The 16530-nt window shown below is 59.6% G+C and carries 15 protein-coding genes; 14 read left to right on the top strand and 1 reads right to left on the bottom strand.

Going from position 1 to position 16530, the window contains the following annotated elements:
- Positions 1 to 873: 873 nt before the first annotated feature.
- The 10 genes from mraZ to D1823_RS01700 all read left to right on the top strand — a co-directional run bounded on the left by mraZ (position 874) and on the right by D1823_RS01700 (position 10901).
- The gene (mraZ, locus tag D1823_RS01655) at positions 874 to 1377 is read left to right on the top strand and encodes a division/cell wall cluster transcriptional repressor MraZ (RefSeq protein WP_117868322.1); all 504 of its coding nucleotides are present in this window, start codon (positions 874 to 876) and stop codon (positions 1375 to 1377) included.
- Between the two features lie 4 nt (positions 1378 to 1381).
- On the top strand, positions 1382 to 2374 hold the full coding sequence (gene rsmH / locus D1823_RS01660) for a 16S rRNA (cytosine(1402)-N(4))-methyltransferase RsmH (RefSeq protein ID WP_117872615.1): 993 nt from the start codon (positions 1382 to 1384) through the stop codon (positions 2372 to 2374).
- Positions 2371 to 2739: a cell division protein FtsL gene (locus D1823_RS01665; RefSeq protein ID WP_117868323.1), complete on the top strand. Its 369-nt coding sequence runs from the start codon at positions 2371 to 2373 to the stop codon at positions 2737 to 2739. The genes rsmH and D1823_RS01665 overlap by 4 nt, the downstream gene beginning before the upstream one ends.
- A complete protein-coding gene (locus D1823_RS01670) occupies positions 2736 to 4523 on the top strand; it encodes a penicillin-binding protein 2 (RefSeq protein WP_117868324.1) in 1788 nt (595 codons plus the stop codon). Before D1823_RS01665 ends, D1823_RS01670 begins: the two co-directional genes overlap by 4 nt.
- A gap of 22 nt (positions 4524 to 4545) precedes the next feature.
- On the top strand, positions 4546 to 6045 hold the full coding sequence (locus tag D1823_RS01675) for a UDP-N-acetylmuramoyl-L-alanyl-D-glutamate--2,6-diaminopimelate ligase (protein ID WP_117868325.1): 1500 nt from the start codon (positions 4546 to 4548) through the stop codon (positions 6043 to 6045).
- On the top strand, positions 6042 to 7436 hold the full coding sequence (gene murF / locus D1823_RS01680; RefSeq protein WP_117868326.1) for a UDP-N-acetylmuramoyl-tripeptide--D-alanyl-D-alanine ligase: 1395 nt from the start codon (positions 6042 to 6044) through the stop codon (positions 7434 to 7436). The genes D1823_RS01675 and murF overlap by 4 nt, the downstream gene beginning before the upstream one ends.
- Positions 7437 to 7472: 36 nt before the next feature.
- Positions 7473 to 8555, top strand: coding sequence for a phospho-N-acetylmuramoyl-pentapeptide-transferase (mraY, locus tag D1823_RS01685; protein ID WP_117868327.1), 1083 nt, complete (start codon positions 7473 to 7475; stop codon positions 8553 to 8555).
- 1 nt (position 8556) lies between these two features.
- Positions 8557 to 9024, top strand: coding sequence for a hypothetical protein (locus D1823_RS01690; RefSeq protein WP_117868328.1), 468 nt, complete (start codon positions 8557 to 8559; stop codon positions 9022 to 9024).
- Complete coding sequence (gene murD / locus D1823_RS01695) at positions 9021 to 10421, top strand: UDP-N-acetylmuramoyl-L-alanine--D-glutamate ligase (RefSeq protein WP_117868329.1); 1401 nt, start codon at positions 9021 to 9023, stop codon at positions 10419 to 10421. The genes D1823_RS01690 and murD overlap by 4 nt, the downstream gene beginning before the upstream one ends.
- Before the next feature lie 105 nt (positions 10422 to 10526).
- Positions 10527 to 10901 (top strand): glycine zipper family protein, encoded by a 375-nt coding sequence (locus tag D1823_RS01700; RefSeq protein WP_254683773.1) that lies wholly within the window; start codon positions 10527 to 10529, stop codon positions 10899 to 10901.
- On the opposite strand, the gene D1823_RS01705 is transcribed toward D1823_RS01700, so the two are convergent.
- Positions 10898 to 12079, bottom strand: coding sequence for an NAD(P)/FAD-dependent oxidoreductase (locus D1823_RS01705; RefSeq protein ID WP_117868331.1), 1182 nt, complete (start codon positions 12077 to 12079; stop codon positions 10898 to 10900). The genes D1823_RS01700 and D1823_RS01705 overlap by 4 nt on opposite strands.
- 191 nt (positions 12080 to 12270) lie before the next feature.
- Between D1823_RS01705 and D1823_RS01710 the strand changes: the two genes are divergently transcribed.
- From D1823_RS01710 to murC, 4 genes are all read left to right on the top strand, one after another.
- Complete coding sequence (locus D1823_RS01710; protein WP_117872617.1) at positions 12271 to 12606, top strand: cupin domain-containing protein; 336 nt, start codon at positions 12271 to 12273, stop codon at positions 12604 to 12606.
- 229 nt (positions 12607 to 12835) lie between these two features.
- Complete coding sequence (gene ftsW, locus D1823_RS01715) at positions 12836 to 13999, top strand: putative lipid II flippase FtsW (RefSeq protein WP_117868332.1); 1164 nt, start codon at positions 12836 to 12838, stop codon at positions 13997 to 13999.
- Positions 13999 to 15096, top strand: coding sequence for a UDP-N-acetylglucosamine--N-acetylmuramyl-(pentapeptide) pyrophosphoryl-undecaprenol N-acetylglucosamine transferase (locus D1823_RS01720; RefSeq protein WP_117868333.1), 1098 nt, complete (start codon positions 13999 to 14001; stop codon positions 15094 to 15096). Before ftsW ends, D1823_RS01720 begins: the two co-directional genes overlap by 1 nt.
- Positions 15093 to 16502: a UDP-N-acetylmuramate--L-alanine ligase gene (gene murC, locus D1823_RS01725; RefSeq protein ID WP_117868334.1), complete on the top strand. Its 1410-nt coding sequence runs from the start codon at positions 15093 to 15095 to the stop codon at positions 16500 to 16502. Before D1823_RS01720 ends, murC begins: the two co-directional genes overlap by 4 nt.
- Positions 16503 to 16530: the final 28 nt, after the last annotated feature.

Consider the following 16530-nt stretch of genomic DNA (forward strand, 5'->3'; position numbering starts at 1 on the left):
GTCACGTCGTCAATGCTGCTATGCAGCAAGCGCATAGATTGGTTCAGTTTTTTGCTTCGACTGGAAATGCGCCTTGAAAAATTGGGCATTACCCTGGGTCACTGGTGATGGCGCAAACATGGCCTTCTGGCGGCTTGCCCTCTAATTGAGCGGTGTTGGCTGGAATTTGGGCGAATAAACAACTCGGGTAGCTCCCGTGAGAGAAGCGGCAAGGCGAAGCGTGGCGCTTCACCAGCCCCTGAAGCTCAGTTTGCCGGTTTCAGGTTGCGGCGCGTGCAGCCGGAGATCCGCGGGAATTCATGGGCAGGTGTGGTTTCCGAGGGCACATGTCGCCGAAAACGCTCACGAACTTCGAACGATTCTGTGAGGCCGCAGCACAAAGACACGCAGTATTTCCACCCTTCAAGGCGGATTCCAAATTATTTCGGGAAATCATGGGAAAAAATTTCACGCCTCAAATTATCTATATATAGAGGTCAGGTTGTCGTATTCTTCCACAAATGGTGTCATTACGTTCCGATTTCAGAGTGATACTGTGTCTTGATCGTGTTTCATGGGGTACGGTTCGCAAAATTCCTGTTGATTTCCATGAATTCCCATGGCATCCCTTATGCATCCGATGAGGACGAGGCAGCAGGGGCACCAAACGACCCCGACCAAAAATAATCAGGTTTCATACAGGCATCTCGCTTTCATCAATCAAGAGATCCGGCGCGCGGGCGAGCAGACATCCCCCCAGGTGGCGCGTGCAGCTGGACATCCCGCGAAGCGGGTCAATGCGGCGGGTTGATCAGTGGCAGCAGATCAACCCGCCGTTTTTCATCCGGGGGAACGTGAATTTCAAGTGGGGCGCAAGCGAAAGGGACAGTCGTCTTGGCGCGCAGGTTTAGAGGTGAAAGCCACCATAAGGTGGACACGAAGGGCAGGGTCTCGATCCCGGCCTCGTTTCGCCGTGTGCTTGAAGCGTCCGATCCCAACTGGCAGCCCGGAGACAATCCAGAGCTTGTGATCGTCTACGGCGATCATCGCCGCAAATTCCTTGAATGCTATACCATGCAGGCCATTGACGAGGTTGATGCCAAGATTGATGCCTTGCCGCGCGGGTCAATGCAGCGCCGAATGTTGCAGCGCATGTTCCATGGTCAGTCCTTTCCGACAAATGTGGATGAAACCGGGCGTCTGGTGTTGCCTGCCAAGCTGCGCAACAAGATCGGCCTTGAAGGTGAGGCGTTCTTTATCGCCGCCGGTGATACATTTCAGATCTGGAAGCCCGAGACCTACGAAGTCGAGGAGCTGGCCAAAACCGAAGAATGGATTAACGATCTGCCAGAGGACTTCGATCCTATGCAGTTCCTTGATGGCACCGAGGATGCGTAACGGCATGGCCGGCGCTGAGATCTCCTCCGACAAACCTCACGTTCCCGTTCTGTTGCGCCCCCTGCTGGCCGCGGTCGCACCTGTGTCCGGCGTCTGGCTGGACGGCACCTTCGGCGCAGGCGGGTACACCCGCGGATTGCTGGAGGCCGGGGCAGACAAGGTCATCGGTGTTGATCGTGATCCGCTGGCTTTTGATATGGCGTCAGAATGGGCGGGCGCCTATGGCGACCGGCTGGTGATGCAGCCCGGTGTGTTTTCTCGTTTGGACGAATATGCGCAGGATCTGGATGGCATTGTGCTGGACCTTGGCGTTTCCTCAATGCAATTGGATCAGGCCGACCGTGGATTTTCCTTCATGAAGGATGGCCCCTTGGACATGCGCATGAGCCAGGAGGGCGAAAGTGCCGCCGATCTGGTCAGCACCGCAACCGAGGCGCAGCTGGCCGACATTCTGTTCCATTATGGTGAAGAACGCGCCAGCCGCAGGATTGCCAAGGCGATTGTCAAAGCGCGCGCGGATGAACCGATCACCACGACCCTGCGTCTGGCCGAGATCATCGAATCCTGCCTGCCACGTCCGAAACCGGGGCAATCCCACCCGGCCACGCGCAGCTTTCAAGGGCTGCGGATCGCCGTGAATGCAGAATATGAAGAACTGTTTCAGGGGTTGATGGCCGCTGAGCGCGCATTGAAGCCTGGCGGGCAACTGGCTGTTGTCACATTCCATTCCATCGAAGACCGGATGGTGAAACGGTTCTTTCAGTCCCGCGCAGGCAAGACGGGGCGTGCGAACCGCTATGCGCCGGAAATTGAACAGGAACAGCCCCAATTCACGTTGAAAACCCGCAAGGCGGTGGGTCCTGACGAACAGGAATTGCGGGAAAACCCGCGTGCACGGTCAGCCAAACTGCGCGTGGCAATACGAACAGAGGCTCCGGCGGGGGAAATCGAATCGCGGGCCATCGGGATGCCGCAACTGGGGGGAAGGGCAAGATGAAGAGTGTTTTGTATGTGTTGACTGCTCTGTCCGTATTCGGCCTTGCCTTGTGGGCCTATCAGGAAAACTACCGAACCCAACAAGTGGTAAAGGAAACGCAGTCTTTGCAGCGCGAGATCGGAATGGCACAGGTGCGGCTGGCCGTTCTGGACGCGGAATGGGCCTATCTGAACCGCCCGGACAGGCTGCGCGAACTGGCCGACCTGAACTTTGAGCGCCTTGGCCTGCTGCCGTTGCGGGCCGAACAGTTCGGACGTGCGGATCAGATCGCCTATGCCGAAGACCCGGACCTGCCTGTGGTTGATCCGATTGAATTGCAGGCCATCACCGATATTCAGGCTTTGGGCGAGGTGCAGATTCCATGACACGCACCCCTCTGCGCCCCCTGGCCCGAATCCTTGATGCCCGCGCCCGGGGCGAAAACCCCAAGGCAATCGAACGTGAGAACATCCGCAAGCGTCACGAAGAGATGAAAGATCGCGCCCGCGCCCGCGCCGAAGGGCGTTTGCTGGTGCTTGGTCTATTCTTCTTCTGCGCTTTTTCAGTCGTTGGTGTCCGCATGGGCATGTTGGCAACCTCAGAAGCACAAGAGCCTCTGGCCAGCGCGCCGGGGGCGGCGATTGCCATGCAGCGCGCCAACATCGTCGATCGCGAAGGGCGCATACTGGCCACCAATCTGGACACTTATTCCGTCTACGCGCAGCCCCCTCTGATGATCGACCCCGGGGCGGCCGCGGACCAGCTGGTCGCGATCTTTCCTGATCTGGACAAAGAGCGGCTGATCAAGGACTTCACCAGCAATCGCAAATTCCTGTGGATCAAGAAACGCATTTCGCCCGAGCAGAAGCAGGCCGTGCATGACATCGGCGATCCGGGCATCCTGTTCGGCCCGCGAGAAATGCGGCTTTACCCCAACGGGCGGCTGGCCGCTCATATTCTGGGCGGGTCCGGTTTTGGGCGTGAAGGCGTCAGCGCCGCCGAAGTGATCGGCGTGGCCGGTGTGGAAAAGCAGTTCGACGACTATCTGCGCGATCCGGCCAATGGCAACAAGCCTCTGCAACTGTCGCTGGACCTGACCATTCAGGCCGCAGTTGAACAGGTTCTCTTTGGCGGCATGAAGATCATGAATGCCAAGGGGGCCTCGGCCGTTCTGATGAACGCGCATACGGGCGAGGTCATTTCAGCTGCTTCGCTACCTTCTTTTGATCCGAATGACCGGCCGCGCCCGCCGACCTCGGGCTTTGACCCCTCGGACAGCCCGCTGTTCAACCGTTATGTGCAAGGCGTGTACGAACTGGGGTCTGTTTTCAAGATTTTCACCGCCGCGCAGGCCGTTGAACTTGGATTGGTGAATTCGAACACCATCATCGATACGTCCGGGCCGATGAAGATCGGCCGCTTTCCCATCGGCGAATTCAACGGCAAGAACTACGGCAAGATCAGCGTGGCGGATGTGATCGTCCACAGCTCGAACCGTGGCACGGGGCGTTTGGCTTTGCAAATCGGGGCCAAACGGCAGCAGGAATTTCTGGACGCGCTTGGCATGTTCGATCCGACCCCTTTCGAGATTGTCGAGGCCAAGGGCGGCGTGCCGCTGAAGCCGAAGAAATGGGGCGAGCTCAGCACCGTGACAATTTCCTATGGCCATGGCCTTTCGACCAGTCCGATGCATCTGGCCGCCGGATATGCGGCGATTGCTAATGGCGGGCATTACGTAAGTCCGACCATCCTGCGCCAGAACGGCTCGCAATACGGGCCTCGTGTCATGTCACAGGACACCGCGCGTCAGGCGCAGAAAATGCTGCGCAAGGTGGTAACGGACGGCACCGCCAGTTTCGCCGAGGTCAAGGGCTATGACGTGGCGGGCAAAACCGGTACGGCCGACAAGCCCAAACCGCGCGGCGGGTATTATGACGACAAGGTCATTGCCACCTTTGCGACGATCTTCCCGGCCTACGACCCGCAATACGTTCTGATCGTCACGTTGGACGAGCCTTCGATCGTGGCCTACGGTGAAAAGCGTCGCACGGCCGGTTGGACTGCGGTGCCTGTTGCCGCCGAACTCATCGGTCGCGTCGCACCGTTGTTGGGGCTACGTCCCCGGCTTGAGCCTGAGGCGGGCGCTGCTATAACGCTGACCTCAAACTAGGCTGTCCGGCAAGAGGTGGGTCATGGGCACAAGGACGAAGAAACTCAGCCAGCTGGCCCTGACCGCAAGAGAGGGCGCGAACCCATATATCACTGGTCTGGCCGTTGACAGCCGCGAGGTGAAAGACGGTTTTCTGTTTGCCGCGCTGTCCGGTTCCCGCGTTCATGGCGGAGAGTTCATCCAGTTTGCCCTGCGCATGGGGGCCGCTGCGATCCTGACCGATGCCAGAGGGGCAGAGATCGCCGAGGCCGAGCTGGCAGCCTCAGACGCAGCGCTGGTCGTGGTGGAAGACCCGCGTCAGGCGCTGGCCGGTGCCGCGGCGCTGTGGTTCGGGGCGCAGCCGCAAACCATCGTGGCCGTCACGGGGACGAACGGCAAAACGTCTGTTTCCACCTTTGTCCAGCAGATCTGGACCGAGCTTGGCCATGCCGCCATCAACCTCGGCACCACCGGGGTCGAGGGCGCCTGGACAGCGCCGCTGGCCCATACCACGCCCGAACCGATCACCTTGCACCGCTGTCTGGCCGAGGCGGCTGAGAACGGCGTGACCCATGCCGCAATGGAGGCGTCGTCCCACGGCCTTGAACAGCGCCGTCTTGATGGCGTTCACCTGACCGCCGCCGGTTTCTCGAACTTCACGCAGGATCATCTGGATTACCACGAAACCTTCGAGGCTTATTTCAACGCAAAGGCCGGTCTGTTCGACCGGGTTTTGCCGCAGGATGGAACAGCTGTCGTCAACCTGAGCGACCCTAAAGGGGCTCAGATCAGGCGGATTGCCGAGGCGCGTGGTCAGTCGGTGCTCACGGTCGGGCTGGGCGATGCCGATCTGTGCCTGATCAACCAACGGTTCGACGCGACGGGGCAAGACCTGCGCTTTGCGTGGCAGGGTCGTGCGTTCCAGACCCGCCTGAATCTGATCGGAGGATTTCAGGCCGAAAACATTCTGCTGGCCTGTGGGCTGGTCATCGCAGCCGGGGACGGCCCCGAACGCGTTTTTGAAACTCTGCCCCACCTGACAACGGTTCGCGGGCGGATGCAACTAGCCGCCACGCGTGACAATGGCGCGACGGTGTTCGTGGACTATGCCCACACGCCTGACGCTGTCGCCACAGCACTCAAGGCGCTGCGCCCGCATGTGATGGGCCGTCTGATTGCCATTGTTGGCGCGGGCGGGGATCGCGACGCCACCAAGCGCCCGTTGATGGGCAAGGCGGCAGCCAACCACGCAGATGTGGTCTTTGTCACTGACGACAACCCGCGCAGCGAAGATCCGGCTGTGATCCGTGCGGCCGTGATGGCAGGCGCTTCAGAGGCCGCCGGCGAAGTCAGCGTGACCGAAGTCGGCGACCGTGCCGAGGCCATATTGCGTGGAATTGATGCGCTGCAACCGGGCGACGCTCTGCTGATTGCCGGAAAGGGCCATGAATCCGGACAGATCGTGGGGGATCAGGTTCTGCCCTTCGACGATGTGGAACAGGCCAGCATTTCCGTGGCAGCACTGGACGGAAGGGTCGCATGACGCTCTGGACAACATCCGATGCGGTTGAAGCGACCGGTGGGAAGGCCACGACCGACTGGGCGGCAAATGGTGTTTCCATCGACACCCGCACCCTTCAGCCCGGCGATCTGTTCGTGGCGCTGAAAGCGACGCGGGACGGGCATGATTTCGTAGCTCAGGCGTTGGAAAAAGGGGCAGGCGCCGCGCTGGTTTCCCGTGTTCCGGACGATGTACCCGTAGGTGCCCCCCTGCTGATCGTCCAAGACGTGCAGGCAGGTCTTGAAGCGTTGGGGCAGGCGGCACGGGCACGAACTGGTGCGCGCGTGGTGGGCGTGACGGGCAGTGTGGGTAAAACGTCGACCAAGGAAATGCTGGCGACAATCCTGGAAGCGCAAGGGAAAACCCACGCCAGCGTCGCCAGTTACAACAACCACTGGGGCGTGCCACTGACCCTTGCGCGGATGCCGCACGACACCGAGTTTGCGGTGATCGAGATCGGCATGAATCATCCGGGTGAAATTGCCCCTCTCGCCAAACAGGCCCGCCCGCATGTGGCGCTGGTTACGACCGTGGCGGCGGTGCATCTGGAAGCCTTCGAGTCGGTGGCCGACATTGCGCATGAAAAAGCGGCGATCTTCGAAGGGCTTGAACCCGGCGGGGCTGCAATCGTCAACGCAGATATCGACCACGCGGACATCTTGCGCCAAACAGCGGTAGAGCAGGGAGCAGGGGTTGTCGATTTTGGCCGGAACGCAGCGGACTACCGGCTAACCGATGCTCGGGCAGAAGCCGACGCAGTGAATGCCGAAGCAAAGGTTGGTGATCACGTGATCCGGTTTGAGGTGAACTCTGCCGGTACGCATTTCGCCATGAACGCTCTTGGCGCACTGGCGGCCTGCGTCGAATTGGGAGTCGATCTGGATCAGGCCATCGCAGGCCTGAATGCGTGGTCGCCCGTCAAGGGGCGCGGGGTACGCGAAAGCTTGCCATTGTCAGGAGGTGGGCGGATCGAACTTTTGGATGACAGCTATAACGCAAACCCGACCTCGATGGAGGCTGCTCTGGATGTATTGGCCGCCTCTGGCGGTATCCGCCGCATTGCGTTTCTGGGTGACATGAAGGAACTGGGCGCCCAGGAAGAGGCCATGCATGCCGCCATGGCAGATATCAAGGCGATGGAGCAGGTGGACCAGGTCCATTGCATAGGGCCGTTGATGCAGGCGATGTACCACGCGCTGCCAGAAAAGAAACGTGGACTCTGGTTCGCAACAAGCGCCGAAATGGCCGAACATCTGCCTGGGTTGATCCGGGATGGCGACACGGTGCTCGCCAAGGGTTCACTCAGCATGGCATTGGCCGTGATTGTTGACGGTCTGCGCAAAATGGGGCAAGGGGGCGCGCTTGATGGGTGAACATGCCCGCGCGCCTCGTGTGAGAAAGGTATTGTCATGCTGTACTGGTTGACCGCTCTGTCGGACGGAGGGGATTTCTGGAACCTCTTCCGGTATATCACCTTCCGCGCAGGCGGTGCCTTCATGACCGCGCTGATCTTTGGGTTCATCTTCGGAAAACCCCTGATCAACGTGCTGCGCAAGAAACAGGGCAAGGGCCAGCCAATCCGTGACGACGGCCCCGAAGGGCATTTTTCCAAGGCAGGCACACCGACGATGGGCGGGTTGCTGATTGTCGGCGCTCTGGTCACGTCAACCCTTGTCTGGGCGCGGTTGGACAACCCTTATGTCTGGATGGTTCTTTTTGTGACCTTGTCATATGCGGCAATCGGTTTCGCGGATGACTACGCCAAGGTTTCAAAACAGAACACCCAAGGGGTTTCGGGACGGATGCGTCTGGCTTTGGGCGTGATCATCGCCGTGCTGGCTTCGCTTTGGGCCACGTTGCACCATCCCGAAGCCTTGCAGAACCAGCTTGCGGTTCCAGTGCTCAAGGATACGCTGCTCAATCTGGGAATTTTTTACATCCCGTTTTCGATTGTCGTGATCGTGGGGGCTGCCAACGCGGTGAACCTGACCGATGGTCTGGACGGGCTGGCCATCATGCCGGCGATGATTGCGGCCTCGACTCTGGGCGTGATCGCCTATGCGGTGGGTCGGGTCGACTTTACCGAATATCTCGATGTGCATTACGTCCCGGGCACCGGTGAGATCTTCATCTTCACCTCTGCACTATTCGGCGCGGGGCTTGGGTTCCTGTGGTACAACGCCCCCCCGGCGGCTGTGTTCATGGGCGACACCGGGTCGCTGGCCCTGGGCGGCGCATTGGGCGCCATTGCCGTGGCCACCAAGCACGAGCTGGTTCTGGCCGTGGTCGGTGGTCTGTTCGTGGTCGAAGCGCTGAGCGTGATCATTCAAGTCCTCTACTTCAAACGCACTGGCAAACGGGTCTTCCTGATGGCCCCGATCCATCACCACTACGAGAAAAAAGGCTGGGCCGAGCCGACCATCGTCATCCGCTTCTGGATCATCTCGCTGATCCTGGCGATGATCGGTCTGGCGACGCTGAAGGTGCGGTGAAGTGATCAATTTTCTTGAATACCTACGACCACACATTGAATGGGCTGCCAATTCAATTCAATCACTTGTTGCCGCATTGGTTCTGGCGTGGGGTGTTTGGTACGTGGCTGAGTTGTTTGCAACGGAGAGTAACGCGAAGAGGTGGTTAGCCTTTTTCTCGGCAATAGCGGTGATTTTACCGTTCATTTATTGTTTGTTGTGCAATGCACTCCTGATTTCGCTTCGAGGGCTGAAATATATTTCACAGGATCAAGGCTTCAAAGCTGTTGAGAAGTTGGGTTGGGGTCTGCAGTTGCGGATAATAGCCATAGCCTTAGGAATCGCATTGATCTTGTTGCCCTTTACGGTTGTAACACTCTTTGACGGATACAGGGCCGCGTTGTCGATTTCTTGGGGTATCCTGATTGTCTACACGATCGTTGCTGCTCTGTTAGTATTGTTGTGGAGCAAAAAAGGAACGAAGGTTTGATCCCGGTCAAAGGCTTTTCAGGACAGAAAGTGGCCGTTTTGGGGCTGGGGCGGTCCGGTCTGGCAACCGCGCGCGCGTTGCGTGCGGGCGGGGCGGAACCGGTGTGCTGGGATGACAACCCGGCCACCCGTGAAACCGCCGAAGAAGAAGGCTTCACCTGCACCGACCTGCGCAAGCATGGAGCGTTTGACGACATCGCCTCGCTGATCGTTTCACCGGGCATTCCGCATCTCTATCCCGAACCGAACCCTGTGGTGGCCGCAGCCCTGGAAGCCGGTGTGCCCGTCGACAATGATATCGGTCTGTTCTTCCGCTCTTTCGCAGGGCCGGAATGGCATAACTATGACACCCCGCCTCGGGTGATTGCGGTGACGGGCTCGAACGGCAAATCGACGACTGCCGCTTTGATCCATCATATCCTGACCGAGGCCGGTCGCGAGGGGCAGTTGGCGGGCAACATAGGTCGCGGTGTTCTGGATATCGATCCGGGCGGTGATGGTTCGGTCGTGGTGCTGGAGCTTTCTAGCTATCAGACCGAGCTGGCCCGCGCTCTGACCCCCGATGTGGCGGTATTCACCAATCTGTCGCCCGATCATCTGGACCGACATGGTGGTATGGGTGGCTATTTCGCGGCCAAGCGGCGTCTCTTTGCCGAAGGCGGCCCCGACCGCGCGATCATCAGTGTCGACGAAACCGAAGGCGCGTTTCTGGCGGGGCAACTGGCCGAAGGCCCTGCGGATGACCGGGTGATCCGTGTCTCGGTCGCGCGGAAACTGACCGGGCCGGGCTGGCAGGTTTTTGCGCGCAAAGGGTTCCTGTCGGAATACCGCAAGGGGCGGCAGGCGGGGTCTATCGACCTCCGCGCGATCAAGGGTTTGCCTGGTGCGCATAATCACCAGAATGCTTGCGCGGCCTACGCGGCCTGCCGGTCGCTGGGCCTTGCTCCCCGCGTGATCGAAGACGCGCTGCATTCCTATCCGGGTCTGCCGCATCGCAGCCAGATCATCGCCGAGGCGGATGGGGTCACCTATGTCAACGACTCCAAGGCGACCAATGTCGACAGCGCCCTGAAAGCGCTTATGGCGTTCAAAAAGATCCGATGGATTTGCGGCGGTCTTGAGAAAGAGGGCGGCATATCAGCCCTGAACACGGCGACGGGCGAGGTCATCAAGGCGTATGTGATCGGACGCGAAGCGGCTGGTTTTGCGATGCAGCTCGAGACGGATACGCAGGTCTGTACGACGATGTCTGAAGCCGTTGAGCAGGCCATGGCGGATGCCCGACCTGGCGAGACAGTCCTACTGGCACCGGCTGCTGCCAGTTTCGACCAGTATGACAACTTCGAACAGCGCGGAGAGGATTTTGCAACGCAGGTCAGGCTCAGGCTGACAGAATAGCCATTTGCAATAGACCGCCGGCTGGGCCAAGCTTGGATGCTATCAGCTTGACGCGGCACCACTATTGGTTTTGCTTGCCTACAGACTCAACACGAGGTTATGACTATGCCATTTCGTAGACTTTCTCTGATCCTGCCTGCCATTCTTGTTGCGGGGGCCTGCACCAATACGGGTGCCAACTATCAGCCTATCGTGGACGGCCCGGTCGGTCCGAACTACAACGTGGACCTGCAGCAATGCCAACAACTGGCGGCATCGCAGGGCAGCGTTGATGGCTCTACCGCAGGGAACGCAGCAATTGGCGCAGTGGGTGCCGCGGCCGTTACTGGGATCGTTCAGGACAGCAGCGACAATCTTGGTCGCGCGGCTGTGGCAGGTGCCCTGGTTGGCGCTGGCGCAGATGTCATCAATAAAAACCAGAACAAAGAAGTCGTGGTGCGCAACTGCATGCGTGGGCGCGGGTATAACGTCGTAGGCTAATGCCCGGCGGCAATTGCAATACCTGCGGCATGGCCTGATGACCATGCCCACTGGAAATTGTAGCCGCCCAACCACCCGGTGACATCCACCGCTTCACCAATCGCATAGAGGCCGGGGACATCCCTGGCCTCCATCGTTTTCGAGGACAAGTCATCCGTGTTGATCCCGCCCAAGGTGACTTCGGCGGTGCGATACCCTTCGGTTCCCGACGGCACCAGTTGCCATGCAGACAAGGCCGAGGTCAGCTCGGCCAGTTTCGCGTCTGACTGATCCGCCAGCTTCCCGGACATCGGAATGATCCGGCACAGGTAGTCGACCAGCCGGGCCGGCAGATGCCGCGCCAATTCAGTGGTCAGCGCCTTGCGGCCTGCGCTTTGCCGCTGTGCGCGCAACAGATCAAGCAGGGGCAGATCGGGGATCAGGTTCACCTGGATGGCCTCACCTTCGCGCCAGTATGACGACAATTGCAAAACTGACGGTCCGCTGAGGCCGCGATGGGTGAACAGCAGCGCCTCGTCAAAGCTGGTTCGATCATTCGACAGTCGCACGGGCAGGGAAACGCCGGACAGGTCCCTGAACCGCCCATCCGAGAAGGTAAATGGCACCAATGCAGCGCGTGTTTCGGTCATACGCAGACCGAATTGCCCGGCAATGTCATAGGCCAGCCCGGTCGCGCCCATCTTGGGGATCGATTTTCCGCCCGTTGCCAGCACCAGATTGGTGCAGGTCAGGTGCTGCCGCTGTCCTTCACGTTCAACCTCCAGTGCAAAGCCGCTTTCGGTCTTGCGCAGATCACGCAGAGAGGTTTGAACCCACAGCTCTGCTCCTGCACCGCTCAATTCATCCAGCAACATCCGGATGATCTGTTTCGAAGAGCCATCGCAGAATAGCTGGCCCAGGGTTTTTTCATGCCAGGCGATGTTGTGACGTCCGACCAGATCGATTAATTCCCACTGCGTGTATTTTGCAAGGGCGGATTTGCAGAAATGCGGGTTCTGCGACAGAAAATTGCCCGGCCCCGCATAGATGTTGGTGAAATTGCAGCGCCCACCGCCCGAGATGCGGATTTTCTCGCCGGGTGCCTTGGCGTGATCAATCACCAGCACGCGCCCACCGCAATGGGCCGCACACATCATGCCGGCAGCCCCGGCTCCAAGGATGATCGTGTCGTAGGTCATGTGCTGCGCATGGCGTGGATTAATCGGGATGGCAAGGCCTCATGCCGAAGTAGTGCATGAGACGCACTACCCGCGCATTCCCAGATTTGAGGTCGACCGACATGGCGATTGCCAGATGTTCAGCGCGCTGTCATGCTGCGGCTTTAACGCAAACAGGCTTTGACAAAACAAGCTGGCAAAAGGAATTTCCAATGCAGTTTCCCGAATTTATTTCGTCATTTCCAAAACTGGATGTGCCTTTTCCTGAAGACGTGGTGCAAACGGCCGTCATTCGATCAGATGCAGGGCTGGTCGCTTTCTTCACTTTCCTCAAGGACATGGAGCTTCCCCTGCATTCGCATGGTGCCCAATGGGGGACAGTAGTCGAGGGGGAAATTGAACTCACTATCGGTGGCCAGACCCGCACGTACCGCCCCGGCGACAGCTACTCGATCCCAAGCGGTGTGGAGCACGGAGGGATCATCAAGGCGGGGTCTCGTGTCATCGATGTGTTTGAAGAGCCCGACCGATATCCGATCAAAGGTTAGCGCAATGAGCAACGCCTTGTAGGTTTAATCACACGCCGCTCCACCAAGTGGCGCGGCTAACACTGCAATTTCCTAGGTCAGCCAGATGCAGAAGGGGGACACCTTGGGCATGGCAGGTTGATTTCTGCCTTATTGCTTCATTCTGCTAGCCCAAAAACAAAAATCCCTGTAATGTCACAAGCAGACCCCGAAAACGGGGCGTTGACGAGGCAGAGAGTGGCGGTATCTCATGACTGAGATGGTGTATGGCGCGGTCCAGGACCAGCGCGGCGAACCGATTCTACCGAAATGGTGGCGTACAATCGATCGCTGGACGATGTCCTGCGTTCTGATCCTGTTTGCCATCGGTCTGTTGCTGGGGCTGGCTTCTTCGCCACCGCTGGCCGGGCGAAACGGGTTCGATCCGTTCCATTATGTCGAACGTCAGGCCATCTTCGGCGGATTGGCGCTGATTGCGATGCTGCTGACCTCGATGATGTCGCCGACGCTGGTGCGGCGGCTGGCAGTGCTGGGCTTCCTGGGGGCATTCGTGGCGCTGGTTTTCCTACCCGTGTTCGGAACTGATTTTGGCAAGGGCGCGGTGCGCTGGTACTCGCTGGGGTTTGCCTCGCTTCAGCCGTCCGAGTTTCTTAAACCCGGCTTCATCGTCGTCGCTGCATGGCTGCTGGCTGCCTCACAAGAGATAAACGGCCCGCCGGGGCGGATCTGGTCGTTTGCCCTTTGCATGGCGATAGTCGGCATGCTGGTGATGCAGCCTGATTTCGGCCAGGCCTGCCTGATCCTGTTCGGCTGGGGGGTGATGTACTTTGTCGCCGGGGCGCCGATGCTGCTGCTGGTCGGAATGGCCGGGTTTGTTGTCCTGGGTGGTATGTTTGCCTATTCTAATTCTGAACATTTTGCCCGTCGTATCGATGGCTTCCTGAATCAAGAGGTCGATCCGACCACGCAGTTGGGCTATGCCACCAACGCCATTCGTGAAGGTGGTTTGTTCGGTGTCGGGGTGGGTGAGGGGCAGGTGAAATGGTCTCTGCCGGACGCGCATACCGATTTCATCATTGCCGTCGCGGCCGAGGAATACGGCCTGATCCTGGTACTCATCATCATCGCGCTTTATTCGTTGATCGTGGTACGCTCGCTGCTGCGCCTGATGCGGGAACGCGACATGTTCATCCGTCTGGCGGGCACCGGTCTGGCGTGCATGTTCGGCGTGCAGGCGATGATCAACATGGGTGTTGCGGTACGTCTGCTGCCCGCGAAGGGTATGACGCTGCCTTTTGTCAGCTATGGCGGCTCATCGCTGATTGCAGGCGGTATTGCGGTCGGCATGCTGCTGGCCTTTACCCGAAACCGCCCACAGGGCGAACTTGGCGATATTCTACGCGGACGAGGATAATGGGGACTCCATACCTGTTGATTGCGGCTGGTGGGACCGGGGGGCACATGTTCCCCGCTCAGGCGCTGGCCGAGGCGATGCTGAACAAGGGCTGGCGAGTGCGCCTGTCTACCGACCCGCGCGGCGCCCGCTATACCGGAGGTTTCCCGCATTCGACCGAGATTGTCGAGGCGTCTTCATCCACTTTCGCGCGTGGCGGCCTGGTGGCCAAGGCTATGGCCGGTCCCAAGATCGCGGGCGGCGTCGCCAGCACGATGTTCCAGATGATGCGGGACAAGCCCGATGTTGTTGTGGGCTTCGGCGGGTATCCTTCGATCCCGGCGCTGAGCGCAGCGACCATGCTTAAAATCCCCCGCATGATCCACGAACAGAACGGAGTGTTGGGGCGTGTGAACCAGTTGTTCGCCACCCGCGTCGCGCAGGTGGCCTGCGGTGTCTGGCCCACGGACCTGCCCGAAGGCGCACATGGCATCCACACTGGCAACCCGGTCCGGGCTGCCGTTCTGGACCGCGCCGCAGCCGGTTACATTCCGCCCGGTGATTACCCGATGTCGGTCCTTGTCATGGGCGGGTCGCAAGGCGCCCGCATCCTCAGCGATGTTGTGCCCGGAGCCATCGCCGAACTGCCCGAAGACATCCGCAATCACATCCGCGTCTCGCATCAGGCGCGGGACGAGGACGGCGAGCGCGTCACAGCCTTCTACAACGACCACGGCATTCGCGCCGATGTGCAGCCCTTCTTCGATGATGTCCCCCGTCGCATGTCGGATGCCCAGCTGGTGATCTCACGTTCGGGCGCGTCCAGCGTTGCCGATATCTCGGTCATCGGGCGCCCGTCGATCCTGATCCCCTTTGCCGCAGCCGCCGGAGATCATCAGACGGCCAACGCACGTGGGTTGGTACAGGCGGGCGGGGCCATCATGATCCCGGAAAAGGCACTTGACGTTCCTGCGTTGACACAGCAAATCACCACGGTTCTCACGAACCCTGAAGCCGCACAGAAAATGGCCCACGCCGCCTTGTCTGTCGGGGCACCCGACGCCACCGAGCGTCTGGCTGCCCTCGTCGAGCAATTGGCGCAGAAGGAGACCACATGAACCCAGCAACCAAACTTCCGCAGGACGTGGGGCCGATTCACTTTGTGGGGATCGGCGGGATCGGGATGTCAGGTATCGCCGAGGTGCTGCTCAATCTGGGTTACCGGGTGCAGGGCTCGGACCTCAAGGCATCGAAAATCACCGACCGGCTGGCAAGTCTGGGGGCCGAGATCTTTGTCGGTCAACGTGCTGAGAACCTTGAAAATGCTGCGGTTGTAGTTGTTTCGACCGCGATCAAACCGGGCAATCCGGAACTGGACGAAGCCCGGGCGCAGGGCCTGCCTGTTGTCCGCAGGGCTGACATGTTGGCCGAACTGATGCGCTTGCGCTCGAATATTGCCATCGCGGGGACTCATGGCAAGACGACCACGACCACCATGATGGCAGAACTGATGGTGGCGGGGGATTTCGACCCGACTGTGATCAATGGCGGCATCATCCATGCCTATGGCTCGAATGCCCGTATGGGACAGGGCGAATGGATGGTCGTCGAAGCGGATGAATCCGACGGCTCGTTCAACCGCCTGCCCGCGACCATCGCCATCGTCACCAATATCGACCCCGAGCATATGGAGCATTGGGGCGATTTCGACAAATTGCGCGACGGCTTCCATGAATTCGTATCGAACCTGCCTTTCTATGGCCTGGCCGTCTGTTGCACGGATCACGCCGAGGTTCAGACGCTTGTCGGGCGTATCACCGACCGTCGAGTGCGCACTTATGGCTTCAACGCGCAGGCCGACGTGCGGGCCGAGAACCTGACCTACAAAGTCGGCGTTGCGCATTTTGATATCCATCTGCAATACGAAGACAAGGTGATCGAAGGCTGCACCCTGCCGATGCCCGGAGACCATAATGTCTCGAACGCGCTGTCCGCCGTGGCCGTTGCCCGCCATCTGGGCATGAAAGCCTCGGAAATCCGCGAAGCGCTGGCCAATTTTGGTGGCGTCAACCGCCGCTTCACCAAGGTCGGAGAAGTCGACGGCGTCACCATCATCGACGACTACGGCCACCACCCGGTCGAAATTGCGGCTGTTCTGAAAGCCGCGCGTCAGGCGACCGAAGGCCGCGTGATCGCTGTGCACCAACCGCATCGCTATTCGCGCCTGTCCAACCTGTTCGACGATTTCTGCACCTGTTTCAACGACGCCGATGTCGTGGCCATTGCCGACATTTTTGCCGCCGGCGAAGACCCGATCGAAGGCGCATCGCGTGATGATCTGGTACAGGGCCTGATCCGTCACGGTCACCGTCACGCCCGCGCGCTGCTGGACGAAAACGATCTTGAACGACTTGTGCTGGAACAGGCCCGTCCTGGCGATATGGTGGTCTGTCTCGGGGCCGGCACGATCAGCGCCTGGGCCAATGCTCTGCCCGAGAGATTGCAACGAAAACAAGCTGTTTGACGTCCCTTCTGTTTGGCGCACAACCTGA

Source organism: Ruegeria sp. AD91A, assembly GCF_003443535.1.
In the GTDB taxonomy this organism is placed as follows: Bacteria; Pseudomonadota; Alphaproteobacteria; order Rhodobacterales; family Rhodobacteraceae; genus Ruegeria.

Bases quoted from the DNA above. Each gene is read 5' to 3' on its own strand.
- rsmH (WP_117872615.1), top strand. From the start codon at position 1,382: ATGGCCGGCGCTGAGATCTCCTCCGACAAACCTCACGTTCCCGTTCTG.
- D1823_RS01665 (WP_117868323.1), top strand. From the start codon at position 2,371: ATGAAGAGTGTTTTGTATGTGTTGACTGCTCTGTCCGTATTCGGCCTT.
- D1823_RS01670 (WP_117868324.1), top strand. From the start codon at position 2,736: ATGACACGCACCCCTCTGCGCCCCCTGGCCCGAATCCTTGATGCCCGC.
- D1823_RS01675 (WP_117868325.1), top strand. From the start codon at position 4,546: ATGGGCACAAGGACGAAGAAACTCAGCCAGCTGGCCCTGACCGCAAGA.
- murF (WP_117868326.1), top strand. From the start codon at position 6,042: ATGACGCTCTGGACAACATCCGATGCGGTTGAAGCGACCGGTGGGAAG.
- mraY (WP_117868327.1), top strand. From the start codon at position 7,473: ATGCTGTACTGGTTGACCGCTCTGTCGGACGGAGGGGATTTCTGGAAC.
- D1823_RS01700 (WP_254683773.1), top strand. From the start codon at position 10,527: ATGCCATTTCGTAGACTTTCTCTGATCCTGCCTGCCATTCTTGTTGCG.
- D1823_RS01705 (WP_117868331.1), bottom strand. From the start codon at position 12,079: ATGACCTACGACACGATCATCCTTGGAGCCGGGGCTGCCGGCATGATG.
- D1823_RS01710 (WP_117872617.1), top strand. From the start codon at position 12,271: ATGCAGTTTCCCGAATTTATTTCGTCATTTCCAAAACTGGATGTGCCT.
- ftsW (WP_117868332.1), top strand. From the start codon at position 12,836: ATGACTGAGATGGTGTATGGCGCGGTCCAGGACCAGCGCGGCGAACCG.
- D1823_RS01720 (WP_117868333.1), top strand. From the start codon at position 13,999: ATGGGGACTCCATACCTGTTGATTGCGGCTGGTGGGACCGGGGGGCAC.
- murC (WP_117868334.1), top strand. From the start codon at position 15,093: ATGAACCCAGCAACCAAACTTCCGCAGGACGTGGGGCCGATTCACTTT.